This is a genomic window from Domibacillus epiphyticus (genome assembly GCF_001975785.1).
Taxonomy (GTDB): Bacteria; Bacillota; Bacilli; order Bacillales; family Domibacillaceae; genus Domibacillus; species Domibacillus epiphyticus.
On record NZ_MSFI01000019.1, the window covers coordinates 113027 to 127929 of the forward strand.

At 37.6% G+C, this 14903-nt stretch carries 12 protein-coding genes; all 12 read left to right on the forward strand.

All coding sequences use genetic code 11. The annotated features are described in order from the left end of the window. The 12 genes from BTO28_RS11340 (at position 1) to BTO28_RS11395 (ending at position 14706) form a co-directional block, all read left to right on the forward strand. Entirely contained in the window at positions 1 to 1320 is a 1320-nt protein-coding gene (locus tag BTO28_RS11340; RefSeq protein WP_076766499.1) for a nucleotide sugar dehydrogenase, read from the forward strand. A 1-nt stretch (position 1321) separates the two neighbouring features. Then, on the forward strand, positions 1322 to 2572 hold the full coding sequence (locus tag BTO28_RS11345) for a lipopolysaccharide biosynthesis protein (protein WP_076766311.1): 1251 nt from the start codon (positions 1322 to 1324) through the stop codon (positions 2570 to 2572). Between the two features lie 71 nt (positions 2573 to 2643). Then, on the forward strand, positions 2644 to 4437 hold the full coding sequence (asnB, locus tag BTO28_RS11350; protein WP_076766313.1) for an asparagine synthase (glutamine-hydrolyzing): 1794 nt from the start codon (positions 2644 to 2646) through the stop codon (positions 4435 to 4437). Between the two features lie 55 nt (positions 4438 to 4492). After that, positions 4493 to 5743 (forward strand): O-antigen ligase family protein, encoded by a 1251-nt coding sequence (locus BTO28_RS11355; protein WP_076766315.1) that lies wholly within the window; start codon positions 4493 to 4495, stop codon positions 5741 to 5743. Positions 5744 to 5793: 50 nt separating this feature from the next. Further along, on the forward strand, positions 5794 to 6900 hold the full coding sequence (locus tag BTO28_RS11360) for a glycosyltransferase family 4 protein (protein WP_076766317.1): 1107 nt from the start codon (positions 5794 to 5796) through the stop codon (positions 6898 to 6900). Between the two features lie 19 nt (positions 6901 to 6919). Continuing rightward, entirely contained in the window at positions 6920 to 8032 is a 1113-nt protein-coding gene (locus tag BTO28_RS11365) for a DegT/DnrJ/EryC1/StrS family aminotransferase (protein WP_076766319.1), read from the forward strand. 39 nt (positions 8033 to 8071) lie between these two features. Further along, positions 8072 to 8782 carry an N-acetyltransferase gene (locus BTO28_RS11370; RefSeq protein WP_076766321.1) on the forward strand — a complete coding sequence of 237 codons (711 nt, stop codon included), beginning with the start codon at positions 8072 to 8074 and terminating at the stop codon, positions 8780 to 8782. A 9-nt stretch (positions 8783 to 8791) separates the two neighbouring features. Next, positions 8792 to 10036, forward strand: a complete 1245-nt coding sequence (locus BTO28_RS11375; protein ID WP_076766323.1) for a glycosyltransferase family 4 protein — start codon at positions 8792 to 8794, stop codon at positions 10034 to 10036. A gap of 77 nt (positions 10037 to 10113) precedes the next feature. Further along, on the forward strand, positions 10114 to 10719 hold the full coding sequence (locus BTO28_RS11380; RefSeq protein ID WP_076766325.1) for a sugar transferase: 606 nt from the start codon (positions 10114 to 10116) through the stop codon (positions 10717 to 10719). Beyond that, positions 10716 to 11348: an acetyltransferase gene (locus BTO28_RS11385; protein ID WP_076766327.1), complete on the forward strand. Its 633-nt coding sequence runs from the start codon at positions 10716 to 10718 to the stop codon at positions 11346 to 11348. Before BTO28_RS11380 ends, BTO28_RS11385 begins: the two co-directional genes overlap by 4 nt. 91 nt (positions 11349 to 11439) lie before the next feature. After that, positions 11440 to 12579, forward strand: coding sequence for a DegT/DnrJ/EryC1/StrS family aminotransferase (locus tag BTO28_RS11390; protein ID WP_076766329.1), 1140 nt, complete (start codon positions 11440 to 11442; stop codon positions 12577 to 12579). A 303-nt stretch (positions 12580 to 12882) separates the two neighbouring features. Continuing rightward, entirely contained in the window at positions 12883 to 14706 is a 1824-nt protein-coding gene (locus BTO28_RS11395) for an S-layer homology domain-containing protein (RefSeq protein WP_076766331.1), read from the forward strand. Positions 14707 to 14903 lie beyond the last annotated feature (197 nt).

Consider the following 14903-nt stretch of genomic DNA (forward strand, 5'->3'; position numbering starts at 1 on the left):
ATGGAAGTGAAATTAAACAGTCTTGCTGAAGAACTCATTCAAAAACTTGAAAAGAAAACAGCGACAATTGGTGTTGTCGGTCTCGGCTATGTAGGCCTTCCGCTTGCTGTAGAAAAAGCAAAAGCCGGTTACAACGTTATTGGATTTGATGTTCAGGAAGAGAAAGTAAATAAAGTGAACAACGGTGAAAACTACATTGGAGATGTCATTCCGGCTGATCTAGAAGAACTCGTTCAAAGCGGCAAGCTAAAAGCCACTTCTGATTATTCATTCATTAAAGAAGTAGATGCACTGGCGATCTGTGTGCCAACACCACTTGACATTTACAAGCAGCCGAACATGAAGTATGTGGAAAGCTCTGCGAAAGCCATCGCTGAAAACTTTACTAAAGGCACTCTTGTTGTATTAGAAAGTACAACATATCCTGGCACAACAGAAGAACTTATAAAGCCAATTCTTGAAGAAGCAGGACTTACCTGCGGGAAAGATTTCTTTCTTGCGTATTCACCAGAGCGGGTTGATCCAGGAAACAAAGACTTCAATACGAAGAATACACCAAAGGTTGTCGGCGGTATGACATCTGCCTGTACCAAAGTTGCGGCAACAATGTACCGCTCTGTATTAGAAGGAGACGTTCATGAAGTATCCAGCCCGGCTGTCGCCGAAATGGAAAAACTGCTTGAAAACACATTCCGCAATATCAACATCGCCCTTGCCAATGAAATGGCGATTCTATGCAACAAAATGGGGATCGACGTCTGGGAAGTGATCGACGCAGCAGCAACAAAGCCATACGGATTCATGCCGTTTTATCCTGGTCCAGGACTCGGCGGCCACTGCATTCCGATTGATCCGTGGTATCTCACATGGAAAGCACGTGAATACAACTACCATACAAAACTGATCGAAACAGCCGGTGAAATTAACGACAGTATGCCGGACTTTGTCGTGCAGCGATGTATGGAGATTTTGAACGAGCAAGGGAAAGCATTAAAAGGTGCGAAGATTCTTGTGCTTGGTGTGGCATATAAAAAAGACATCGATGACTATCGTGAATCGCCTGTACTGCCTATCTTAAATAAACTTACAGAATTTGGTGCCGACTGGATTGCTGTTGATCCACATGTGAAAGAATTTAGATTAGATAATTCATTTTATGCAACGAAAGAGTTAACTGAACAGTTACTTGAAAACGCTGATTTGACTGTTATTGCAACGAATCATAGTGGATTTAATTATGAAATGATTTCAGAATATGCAAAAGCTATTTTTGATACGCGAAACACGACAATCAGTAATAAAGGATATAATAAATTATAAAATGGCAATAAAGGGGTTTTTAAAAAAGGCTTTTATTGGAAATGTATCTATTTTAATGTTAGGTACCTTTGTTTCACAATTGATACCCATTGCTAGTGCACCTATTTTAACTCGTTTATATACACCTGATGAATTTGGTGTGCTAGCACTTTTTTTATCTATAGGCTCTATTTTATCTGTATTTGCAAATTTTAAATTTGATGCTGCTATAATGTCTGCAAAAAATAAAAAAGAAGAATATCTTTTGAAACACCTTAGTTTAGTAACTACGTTGTTATTTTCAATCCTTCTTCTTTTGGTTACCATTTTGTTTCATGAAAGTATCGTAAATTTAGTTAAACTAGAAGATTTAAATTATTATATTTTCATTTTACCATTATTTGTATTGTTTGTAGGTTTATTTCAATTGTATACCTATACTGCAAATAAAGAAGGTAAATATAAATCCATTGCCTATAGTAAAATAAATAAAAACCTTAGCATGACGTTAATTCAACTTATCTTTGGTTTTTTTGCAAAAGGCTCATTTGGATTAATAATAGGTACTCTTAGTGGTTTTCTATTAGGTTTATTGAATATTGTACCTAGAAAAAGAGTTCTTGAAAATAAACATAAGTATGATTTTGATACTTACAAAGAAACAATAAAAGCATATAAAGAATTCCCTTTACTTTCAACAGGTAGTGCATTTATTGACAAACTTTCCGTGGAAATGCCGACTATTTTTCTTAGTAATTTTTATACTTCATTACAGGTGGGGTATTTTGATTTGATAAGAAGAACAATCGCCGGTCCACTATCAATTATTTCATACTCTATTTCTCAAGTTTATTTTAAGAAAGTTGTTGAATACAGAGATAGTAACCAGTCACCATTTAATTTAACTATAAAAATATTAATTGGATTGACCGCTACATCAAGCGTTGTTGCTACACTGTTCTTTTTTCAGGCTGAAAATATTTTTGCTTTTGTTTTTGGAGAAGAGTGGAGAACTGCAGGTCAATATGCAAAAATCTTAGTGTTTTCATTCTTGATTAGGTTTATTGTATCACCATTAAGCGTTGTTTTTTTAATACCCGGGAATGTCAAATACGGTACTATTTGGCAAATAATCTATTTTCTAGCTACATTATCAGTATGTTTATTTTATTTACCTAAAGGAATGGATATTTTTATAATAGCTTTTACTATTAATGAGGTCATACTATATCTAGCTTATCTAATAATGATATTTTATGCTCTAAGGAAATGATATGTTATTAATCACTTTACAATATTGTTAAGGGATTAGTGTTAAATAGGGAAAGATATGGGGGATAGGGAATGTGCGGGTTAGTAGGTTTTGTAGCTTTAAAAAATGAATACAATGTCGAAAATTTAAACAAAATGCTTTCTTTAATAAAACATAGAGGACCGGATTTTCAGAATACTTATAATGAAAAAAATGTCTTTCTAGGACATGCCAGACTATCGATTTTAGATTTATCTCATTTGGGTAATCAACCTATGAAATATAAAGGATATAATATTATTTTCAATGGTGAAATTTATAATTATCTTGAAATTAGAAATCAATTAGTTGAAAAAGGTCATCGGTTCAATTCAAATACAGACACCGAAGTTATATTACACGCATACGAAGAATGGGGGAGGAAATGTCTCTCGTTTTTTAGAGGAATGTGGTCATTTGTAATTTATGATTCGGAAAAAAATGAAATCTTTGGGTCTAGGGATCGCTTTGGTATTAAACCATTTTATTTTATAAATAATAATAACATATTCGCTTTTTCCTCAGAAATAAAGCCATTGTTATCATTACCAAAGATAAAGAGCAATGTGAATTTCTCTACATTATCGTCTTATTTAATGATCAATATAATTAATTCCGATAATGAAACATTTTTTGGAGATATCTACCAGTTGGAGCCGGGTAATTATTTTATATATGATCTCAATTCCAAGACTATGGATATTATTAAATACTATGACTTATTAAAAGAAAGTAATAAGCACGACAGAGTGTCGTATGAGGAATTCCAAGACACTTTAGATAGATCTTTTCAATTACATGTTAGAAGTGATGTCCCAATAGGAACATGTTTATCAGGAGGGCTAGATTCTTCAATTGTTACAGCTTCATCAACAAAATTGGTCAATAAATATCCGATAAGAGCAGTTACTGCCCAATCTGAATCCTCTAAAAACGATGAGTCTCAATTCGCTAAGATGGTTGTGGATTATCTTGGAATAGAAGGAAATAAAATAAAACCGACTTATAAAAATTTCGAAGAGGATATAGAGAAGTGTCTGTATATTCAAGAAGAGCCGGTTGGGGGCCCATCGGTGTTTATGCAATATAGTGTAATGCAAAAAGCTAAAGATTTAAATTTAAAGGTAATGTTAGATGGTCAGGGAGGAGATGAGGCATTTCTAGGCTATGAGCGATACTATGCGTTCTATTTAAGTGGCTTGATAAAAAAGGGTCATGTCCTAAGGAGTTTAAAAGAATATTCGTTGATGACCAGAAATTCTAAATTAGATTCTATTGCATTATTAAAATACTATTTGTATTTTAATAACTTGAATGTGAGAAAAAAACACCTATCATCACGTCATACAGATCTTAGACAAGAATATGTGGTAAAAGGTTTAAATAAGTTAGACGATTTGGGTTACAGTAGTAACAATTTGGAATCGATGCAAATAACTGAGTTAACAAAAACAAATTTGCCTAACCTTTTGAAGAATGAAGATAGGAACTCCATGGCTGCTTCCATTGAAGCTAGAGTACCCTTCGTTGATCACAAACTAATAGAACTAGCTTTAAAACTTCCAACAGAATCTAAAATTCAAAATGGATATACGAAATATAGCTTGCGCAAATATATTGATAGGAAGTTACCAGATGATATTGTTTGGAGAAAAAACAAAATAGGTTTTGAAGCACCGAGTGATTTGTGGCTAAAAGCACATAGTAAAATTATCGAAGACGAAATTAATAACTCTAAAGTTCTTAAGGAAATGTATAGTACACTTCCAAACTTAGAAACATTATCTCTAAAAGAGTTGTGGAAACTCTATAACATATCAATATGGGAAAAGCAGTATATACGTTAAATTTGCACTAATACGGAATGGGATTTTTTATACTATATAAGGGGTTACAGAATTTGTGAAATATTTTAAATGGATAATAAGCGGTGAATTTTTATTCGCATTGTTTTTGTCTGCTGGAACTTTTAAAACGGTTATTCCTATTCACTTTATTGATATTACCTTGTTATTACTGTTAATTACGGTTTTAATTGCTATTAAAAGGATAATAACAAAAAACTTTAAGTTTTATAAAGTTTCTATTGTTCCGATTTTCGTTTTCGTGTTTCTTGTGATGATTGCAGTATGTAGTATGTATTATAGTCCAAGTGGTTTATATGCAATAGATAAGATATTAAGACTTTCAGTTATAACTAGTTGGTGTTTTATAGGCCCCTTTTTTTTATTTAAAAATAATGATTCTATAAAAAAATTTCTCTTAGCTTTAATTTTGTTAGCATTGGTTATGGCATTTGATATAATCACGGGGCCAACCACCAGTGGAGATTTTAAAGGTTCTTTAGGATCATCCTATCTCGTTCTAGCACAAATAAACACTATGGGATTATTAATACTCTTAGGTATTTTTATTTTCTCTAAAAAGGAAAAAGTCATAAAAATCTTACTTATTACTTTGATGGTCATCGTTACTATACCTATAATCCAATCAGGAGCAAGAGGACCTGTATTAATTCTTTTTGTAATTATGACTATCTTGTTTTTTTCTATGTTTAAGTTTAGAAAACAAGAAGTTTTAATTAGTAAAAAAATAGTGCCAATGGTTTTAATTTTAACAATTTTTTTATTTTCAGTATTATACCTTATACAACAAGGTTATGCGGAAACGCTATTATATAGACTTGAGGTCATTGTTAATCAAGACGGAGGGGGGGAATCTGTAAACGGGAGAACAGATAGAATATCAGTGGCTATAACGATGGCTAAGGAAAGCTTTTTACTAGGGAAAGGCATAGGAAGTTTTCCTATTTATTATAACGGACTTGATATTGATGATTATCCACATAACACTTACCTAGAATTTTTATCAGAACTAGGGATGATAGGACTAATACTGTTTATAATTATAAATATAATATCGGTTCGAAATGGGTACAAAGATTATAAAAAAAATGGTTTAAATAATATCAATGCCCCGATATTTTTAGTATCTATTTTTTGGTTTTTTAACTCCAACATTTCAGGGAGCATAAATGGAGACAAATTCTTTTTTGCTTTTTTGGCGATATTGATTTTATTGCCGGTATTAAGTTCAATTAAGAGGCCTAAAACTGAAAGCATTTTAAAAGATGAAAATATTATAAATAGTTAACTAATCTACTCTAGTAGAGTGAATTTGAAAACTAATTGAAAGGATAAAACATGAAAATATGTCATTTAACGTCAGTTCATTCCCATACAGATACAAGAATCTTTCTTAAAGAATGCCGTTCACTGAAAAAAGCGGGATATGAAGTGCATTTTGTGGTTCCTGGTGTACAAGATACTATAATTGACGGCGTTCAAATACATGGATTAAGAAAAGAAAAAGGCAGTCGTTTGAAAAGAATGACAAAAACGGTTAACCAAGTATTAAAAATAGGACTAGAAATAGATGCTGATGTATATCATTTTCATGATCCGGAACTTATTCCCGTTGGTCTGAAATTGAAAAAACAAGGTAAGAAGGTCATTTATGATGTACATGAAGATGTCCCAAAACAAATAATGACAAAGAATTGGCTGCCTAAGAATCTTCGTAAAGTAATTTCAAAGACTTTCGAACAATACGAAAATCGAGCTGTGAAAAAATTTGATAAAATTATCACAGCTACGCCATATATTCGTGATCGATTTTTAAAGCTTGGGTGCGCTGTACAAGATGTCAACAATTATCCATTGTTAGAAGAACTAAAAATTGAAGACGGCAAATGGGCTGAGAAAGAAAATGTTGTATGTTATGTTGGAGGAATTTCTGTTACTCGTGGAATTAATGAAATGACAATGGCTCTCACATATACAGAAAATATTTCTCTGTTATTAGCAGGGAAGTTTACGTACAACACAGAAAAAGAGGCAGTAAAAAGTCTAGATGGCTGGTCAAAAGTGAAAGAGCTTGGCTTTTTAAATCGTGAACAAGTAAAAGATATATATAGAAAATCGAAAGCTGGCATGGTGGTGCTGCATCCAACACTTAATTATGTAGATGCTCTGCCTGTAAAGATGTTTGAGTATATGGCAGCTGGTATTCCGGTCATAGCTTCTAATTTTCCTTTATGGAAAAGTATTATTGAAGAAAATGACTCTGGTGTATGTGTCGATCCATTAAAACCAAAAGAAATTGGACATGCCATAAATTTTCTCATGGAAAACCCTAAGGAAGCTGAACGTATGGGCAAAAATGGTCGTATTGCAGTTGAAACTAAGTTTAACTGGGAATCGGAAAGTCAGAAATTAATCGATGTTTATGAAAACCTTTTACAGAATTAATATAGTTAAGGAGTTCAATATGAAAATTCAAATGCTCGACCTATCAGAACAATATTTATCAATGAAAGATGAGGTAATCGCAAAGCTTGATGAAGTTATGTCTTCTTCTCAGTTTATTTTAGGAAGCAATGTGAAACAGCTTGAATCAGATGTTGCAAAGTACAGCAATGTCGCTCATGGAATTGGTGTGGGAAATGGCAGTGACGCAATACATATTGCATTGCAGGCAGCAGGAGTAGAAACTGGTGATGAAGTAATCACAACGGCGTTTACATTCTTTGCAACTGGTGGAGCTATTGCACGCGCGGGTGCAACACCTGTATATGTTGACATTGATCCAGTAACATTTAATATCAATCCTTCTAAAATTGAAGAGGCGATTACCGAGAAGACAAAAGCGATTATCTCGGTCCATTTATATGGTCAAATGGCGGATATGGAAGCCATCAAATCAATTGCTGACAAACATAATCTTGTTGTGATAGAAGATGCGGCTCAAGCAATTGGTGCAAAACAAAAAGGTAAAAGTGTTGGTGAACTCGGAACGGCTGCTACATACAGCTTTTTCCCGACGAAAAACTTAGGTGCCTATGGTGATGGTGGAATGATCGTAACGGATGATTCGGATCTCGCCGAGAAAGCGAGCGTTATACGCGTTCACGGAAGTAAGCCGAAATACTATCACCATGTACTAGGATATAACAGCCGCCTGGATGAACTGCAAGCTGCGATCTTGAATGTAAAGTTCCCACATCTGGATAAATGGTCTAATTCAAGACGTGAGCGTGCTGCGTACTACACAGAAAAGCTGAATGAAAAATTGGGTGATGTGATTCAAACCCCGGTAGAAAAAGAAGGAAATCACCATGTGTTCCACCAGTATACGCTGCGTGTGCCAGACCGTGATGAGCTGCAAAACTATTTAAAAGTACAGGGTGTTGCGACAATGGTGTATTATCCAATGCCGCTTCATGTACAGCCTGTGTTTAAAGAGTTAGGATACAAAGAAGGCGATTTGCCGGAAACAGAGAAAGCGGCTGAAGAAGCGATCTCACTGCCAATGTATCCTGAATTGAAGAGGAAGGATCAGGATTTTGTTATAGAGAAAATAGTCGAATTCTATAGCAATTAATAAAAAACCGTCTGAATTAGCAGGCGGTTTTAAGGAGGTATGGTCGTGGAGAAGGGACAAAATGTTGTAATAGGTCCAAATGTAATTTTTGGTAAAGATATAACAATGGGTAATAATGTAGTTATTTATGATGGAACAATAATCGGCAGCAATGTTATTATTCAAGACAATGTTGTTATTGGAAAACAGCCAACTCGTGCCAAAGCATCAATTTTGCCGGAAACAAAACATTTACCGCCGACAGTAATTGGAAATGGCGTCACAATCGGAACATCGGCCATTATTTACGCGAATGCAAAGATTGCAGATGAAGTTTTTGTGGCGGATCTTGCAACGATTCGAGAACGGGTTACAATCGGAGAGCGAACTATAGTAGGACGCGGTGTGGCAGTTGAAAATGACTGTTCAGTAGGAAAACGATGTAAACTAGAGACAAATTGCTATATTACTGCTTATTCCGAAATTGGCGATCATGTTTTTATTGCACCATACGTAGTAACAACAAATGATAACTACATGGCTAGAAGCAAAGAACGTTATGATAAGTTTAAAGGTGTCACGATTAAAGATGGCGGCAGAGTGGGAGCAAATTCGACAATTTTGCCAGGGAAAGTAATTCATGAGGATGGAACAGTGGCAGCAGCAAGCGTTGTGACTAGGGACGTGCAAAAAGAAGAACTTGTTGTTGGTTCACCAGCGAAAAAACTAAGAGATGTTCCTGAAAATCAATTATTGAGAAATCAGGAGTGAAGTTTAACAGTGAATATTTGGATTTTTAACCATTATGCGATTGGACCGGGGTCAAGTGGTGGAACCCGACATTACGATTTGTCAAAACAATTAATAGCTAGAGGCCACAAAGTAACGATTTTTGCATCTTCGTTTAACCATTTTACACGTGAAGAAACAATTTTCAGTAATAAGGATGGGAACTACGTACTTGAATCAATAAATGGTGTGGATTTCATGTGGATCCGTACACCCGGCTATTCTAATTCTCTTCAAAGAGTTACTAATATACTTAGCTATACTATTAAAAGCTATAGCAAAGCAATTAAGTATGCGAAAATTGATAAACCTGATCTCATAATTGGTTCTAGTGTACACCCTTTAGCCGCACTTGTGGGCTATTATGTATCTAGAAATGAGAAATGTTTATTTTATTTTGAAGAAAGGGATTTGTGGCCGCAAACATTCGTGGATTTTGGAAAGATTTCTGAAAAAAATCCATTTGCAAAATTGCTGTATTTACTAGAGAAATTCTTTTATAAAAAAGCAAATCGAATTATTGTATTGTTTGACAAAGCGAAACAGTACGTTGTATCAAAAGGGATTGATAAATCAAAAATAATTTATTTACCTAATGGTGTCGATTTGTCAAATTATGAACAGAAAAAAGAGTTAGAGGAAATAGATTTAATGTTTGATGGTTTGGAAAATAAATTTGTTGTAATTTATCTAGGTTCACACGGACTTGCGAATCATTTAGATCCAGTTATTGATTTGTTTGAGAACTTAAACGGTTGCTCTGATATTCACTTGTTAATGGTTGGAAATGGAAATGAAAAAGACAGATTGAAACAGATAGTTAAGAAAAAACAATTATCTAATATCACATTCAAAGACGCTATTACTAAAAACAAAGTACCATCATTGTTAGCAAAAGCGGATTTAAGTATTATATCAATGCTAGATTCTCCCCTTTATAAATGGGGATTCAGTATGAATAAAATATATGATTATATGGCTGCAGGTCTTCCTATTTTAATGATCGCAACCCCTTCAATAGCAGGAGATTTTGGAGAAATTAGAGGGGTTACTGTGTCGCGAAATTTAAATGAGATTAAATCAAAAATTGAACATTATATGACACACGACATAAAAAAGCAAGAAGACAGTGAGAGTTTAAAAGAATATGTAAATGATCATTATTCATGGGAAAAGTTGGCGTTAGTTTTAGATGAATTTATAAAAAAGGACGCGGAGCAATTTAATTTTATATAGATATCGTATAAAAGAAAAAAGAATTTCGGCTCCCTATCTCTAAGGGATTGCTCGAGTATAGGAAGAGAGAATATGAAATGAAGCGTTTTTTTGATATTGTTTGTTCGCTTAGCGGTCTAATTATACTATCACCGGTTATTCTTGTGAGTGCTATACTGATCCGCTTCAAGCTTGGTTCACCGATCGTCTTTAAACAGCAGCGACCAGGCTTGCATGGAAAACCATTCTTTGTCTATAAGTTTCGAACAATGACGGATGAGAGGGATTCGAGTGGGGCGATGCTGCCAGACGCAGTGCGGTTAACGAAATTTGGACAGCTACTCCGGAAGTTAAGTCTGGATGAGCTGCCTCAGCTTTTTAACGTTCTAAAAGGGGATATCAGTGTAATCGGACCTCGTCCGCTTTTAATGGAGTACTTGGATCTTTATACACCAGAGCAAGCTCGTCGCCATGAAGTACGGCCAGGCATCACAGGATGGGCGCAGGTGAATGGACGCAATGCGATTTCGTGGGAAGAGAAATTTAAGCTGGATGTATGGTACGTTGATAACCGCTCTTTCTGGCTGGATATGAAGATTTTGTTCATGACCGTGCAGAAGGTGTTCCGTTCTGAGGGGATTAGTCAGACGGGGCATGTGACGATGGAAAAGTTTACGGGTACGAAAGGCGCTGAAAAGAAATGAAGCCGATTGTGGTGATTGGTGAAGGCGGTCACAGTAAAGCAGTACAAGATGTTATTTTAGCAGAGGGTCGTCATGAAGTGATTGCCATATTGGACGATAAAAATGTTGATGTATTCGAACGGGAGGGCGTTTTATTCGGACCAATCAGCTATGCAGAAAAGCTGACTGCAAAGACAGATGCAGCTTTTGTAGTGGCAATTGGGAATAATCATATCCGTGAGAAAATTGCGATGATGCTGCTTGAATTTGGGGCAGCGTTCGAAGCAGTTGTTCATCCTTTTTCCTCAGTTAGTCCTTCTGCCTGTATTGGTGAAGGGACGGTAATAATGGCGGGTAGTGTAATTAATGCAGATGCTGTGATTGGGAAGCATGTGATTATTAATTCAAGTTCTGTTGTGGAGCATGATAATCACATTGGCGATTTTGCTCATATATCGCCGGGTGCAGTATTGACGGGGAATGTACAGGTTGGGAAAGGCGCACATATTGGTGCATCCGCGACCGTGGTTCCCGGTCAGGCGATTGGAGATTGGTCTATTGTAGGAGCAGGTGCAGTTGTAATTGAAGAAGTTCCAGATGGTGTTACGGTTGTTGGAGTGCCTGCTAGATTGATAGGAAAAAAGGCGTAGAGAGAGGATCTTTGAGATTTTGTCTACGTCTTTTTTTGTTAGGTGTATAATAACTATATATACATAAGTCAGAGAGCAGAGGAGTGTCATAATGTCACAGCATCCGAGGATTTTCTTGTCTTCTCCTCATATGAGTGGGAAGGAACAACAATATATACATGATGCGTTTGAAACGAATTGGATAGCGCCTTTGGGTCCAAATGTGGATTCGTTTGAGCAAGAGCTCGCAGCATATACAGGTGTTCGCGATGCAGCGGCTGTGAGTTCAGGAACTGCAGCGATTCATCTGGCATTGCGTTTACTGGATGTTCGGGCAGGCGATACGGTATTTTGTTCGAGTTTGACGTTTATTGCAAGTGCAAATCCGATCCTATACCAGGGGGCTGAGCCTGTATTTATAGACTCTGAGCCAGAGACATGGAATATGTCACCGTATGCTTTGGAACGGGCTTTATCTGAAGCTGAGGTGATGCCGAAAGCGGTCATTGTAGTGAATTTGTATGGTCAGAGTGCAAAGATGGATGAGATTGTGGCGATTTGTGACCGCTATGGTGTGCCGGTCGTGGAGGATGCGGCTGAATCATTAGGAGCGGAGTACAAAGGCAAAAAGAGCGGTTCATTCGGGAAATTCGCGGTGTTCTCGTTTAATGGAAATAAGATTATTACGACTTCCGGAGGCGGAATGCTTGTGTCAAATGACGAGGAAGCATTGCGTAAGGCACGGTTTTTGGCAACCCAGGCGCGTGACCCAGCACAGCATTATCAGCATAGCGAATTAGGACATAATTACCGGATGAGCAACATTTTAGCCGGTGTTGGCCTTGCGCAATTGGAAGTGCTGGATGAGCGGGTAGCCGCAAGACGTGCTGTTTTTGATCGATACGTAGAAGCATTTGGTCACGTAGATGGAATTGATTTTATGCCGGAGATTGACGGAACATTACATAACCGCTGGCTGACAACATTAACGCTGGACCGTGAGAAAGTGGGATTTACGCCATTAGAATTAATTGATAGACTGGCAGAGGAAAATATTGAAGCCCGCCCTGTATGGAAGCCATTACACTTGCAGCCGCTGTTTGAAGGAGCGAAGTATTATGCGCATACGGATAACCGAAGTGTATCTAATGAACTGTTTGAGAATGGGATTTGCCTTCCTTCAGGATCGAATATGACGATAGAGCAGCAAGATCGTGTAATTCATTTTATTAATGGAATGTTAAAGGAGTAGATTCTTTTGCCAGCTAGTGCATACTAGCTGGCTTCTTTTGTATGCATTTTTTCTTATGTAATCTTATTTGTTAGTAACCTGATGTTTATCCAAATACGCAAACGGGTAATTAAAGTGAAGGCATGTCGAAATTTGTCTATCATTAATTATCAGAAAAGTTAAATTACAGATATATTTTCGACACATTTAAATTTAAGTAGATAGTCAGTCAATCTCTAAATCTAACAGATTCTTTGAGTAAGAAACCTTCTCCATCAAAGAATCTGTTTAGATATACATTAATCATTTGGAGGGGTATTGTGCATGGGAAATAATTCATCGGCTTATCGGAAGTTTGTTAGTACAGGTGTGACGACGGCGCTTGTGACGACGGCCGTGGCACCAGGGTTTGCGGCAACATTTACGGATGTGGCAGACAATTATAAGGAATCTGTCAATTATTTAGTGAATGAAAAAATCACATTAGGAAAGACGAGCACGAAATTCGGTACGCATGAGTCGATTAAGCGAGTGGATGCGGCAGTGATGCTGGCAAAGGCATTGAAGCTTGAAATAGCCAATGTACCTGATTCGGGCTTTACAGATGTACCGGAGCGGGCAAAAGCGTATGTAGATGCACTAAAGGCAGCTGGTATTGTGAATGGGAAATCAGCAAATTCATTCGCACCTCATCAAAACATTACACGTGGAGAAGTTGCCCTGCTCCTTGCGAATGCTTACGAACTGAAGGGGAACAGGCAGGACGTGGCGTTTACGGATGTTGCCTCACGGTATATGGACGCAGTGGCGGGGCTCGTCACTAATGGCATTACAACAGGGAAAACGGCAAGATCCTATGGCACGGACAATTTGCTGAAACGGGGCGAATTTGCTGTTTTTCTGCATAAATTAAGAACAATGAAGCCGGCATTGCTGATCGGTACGCCAATTGTTGCGGCGAAGTCGGACGGTACGGCGACGGTGACGGCAAGTGTGCAGGGTGCTGACGGTGCGGATGCAAAAGTGGAAATTATATCTGGCGGTACAGTCGTTGCGACGAAAACAGTAAAAGTTGTTGATACGAAAGTGACAGCTGACTTTACGGGTCTTAATCTTTCAGCAGGCTCGCACACAGCGAGAGTCACAGTAAATGGAAAGAGCGCCGAGACAGCCTTTACACTGGATAAGGTGACGATTACAAATATCAATGCATCGACCATAAATGGCACGACAACGGTGACGGCGCAAGTCGCGAACGCTCCAGCGAATGCCGACGCAAAAGTCGACATTTTTGCAAGCGGCAATACATCAACGCCTGCTGCTTCCAAAACAGTGAAAGTCGTTGATGGAAAAATAACTGCTGATTTTTCCGGTTTAGCCTCAGGAACCTATACGATTGAAATTTCAGTTGGAGACGTGAAAAACGGATGGGCCTATACGATAGAGCCATCCTCTCCTGGAGGTGGAGCTGGTGGTGGCGGAGGTGGAACTGCGGACACTGTAAACAATGCAGCGTTTATGGCAGCCACGTACGTTGCGAGTGCAGATACATTAACAATCACCGGTTTGACGGATGTGGAGGTAGACTCTTCCTTTGATCTAACGAAATTAACGTACAGTGATGGTGAAGCAACACCTGCAGCTGCTTCATTATCATCTGGCTATACAAACGCAACGGCAATCACAGGTCTTAGTACGCCAGGGACTTATTTTTATAATAACAGCACACTGACGATTCGGTTAAGCTCGCCAGATGCGTCAACAATTGAAGCACTGCCGGGATTTAGTGTGGCGGGCATTGCTAACGATCAACTAACGGCTGCATCGGGTTGGAATGTGGACGCCGCGGGAAATCTCTCCCCAGCCGATAGCGAAACAGTGAATGTAACGCCAGCTGATGCCGCTGCTTTAAATACAGCTGGAACCTATACTGGAATTTATGAGGTATCAAGTAATGCCACATATGGTCCTGGAACAACAGGCGATACAGCAACATTAAATGGCTCTCTGTTTGTCAATACAGAAGCTACTTTGCGAAACCTTGTTGTAAACGGAACGATATTCGTCAATCCAGGGGCGAACGGCATCGTAACATTGAACAATGTGAGAGCCGATAACGTTGTCATTTTATCTGGAACAACGAATTAATAGAAAGCAAACGATTCGGTATGATCTATATGTTTTTTAGAAAAACCCGGTGAGAAAGGTGGTTCTCACCGGGTTTTTTCGTTAACAAGATGGATTCAATACACCAATTCTTCGTCCACAAACTTTCCCTCAATTGTTTAACTGCGGATTGCTAAAATTACGCTCAAGCAAGTTCTTAATGGGATCTTCCTTCCGTC

Bases quoted from the DNA above. Each gene is read 5' to 3' on its own strand.
- BTO28_RS11340 (WP_076766499.1), top strand. From the start codon at position 1: ATGGAAGTGAAATTAAACAGTCTTGCTGAAGAACTCATTCAAAAACTT.
- BTO28_RS11345 (WP_076766311.1), top strand. From the start codon at position 1,322: ATGGCAATAAAGGGGTTTTTAAAAAAGGCTTTTATTGGAAATGTATCT.
- asnB (WP_076766313.1), top strand. From the start codon at position 2,644: ATGTGCGGGTTAGTAGGTTTTGTAGCTTTAAAAAATGAATACAATGTC.
- BTO28_RS11360 (WP_076766317.1), top strand. From the start codon at position 5,794: ATGAAAATATGTCATTTAACGTCAGTTCATTCCCATACAGATACAAGA.
- BTO28_RS11365 (WP_076766319.1), top strand. From the start codon at position 6,920: ATGAAAATTCAAATGCTCGACCTATCAGAACAATATTTATCAATGAAA.
- BTO28_RS11370 (WP_076766321.1), top strand. From the start codon at position 8,072: ATGGTCGTGGAGAAGGGACAAAATGTTGTAATAGGTCCAAATGTAATT.
- BTO28_RS11380 (WP_076766325.1), top strand. From the start codon at position 10,114: ATGAAGCGTTTTTTTGATATTGTTTGTTCGCTTAGCGGTCTAATTATA.
- BTO28_RS11385 (WP_076766327.1), top strand. From the start codon at position 10,716: ATGAAGCCGATTGTGGTGATTGGTGAAGGCGGTCACAGTAAAGCAGTA.
- BTO28_RS11390 (WP_076766329.1), top strand. From the start codon at position 11,440: ATGTCACAGCATCCGAGGATTTTCTTGTCTTCTCCTCATATGAGTGGG.
- BTO28_RS11395 (WP_076766331.1), top strand. From the start codon at position 12,883: ATGGGAAATAATTCATCGGCTTATCGGAAGTTTGTTAGTACAGGTGTG.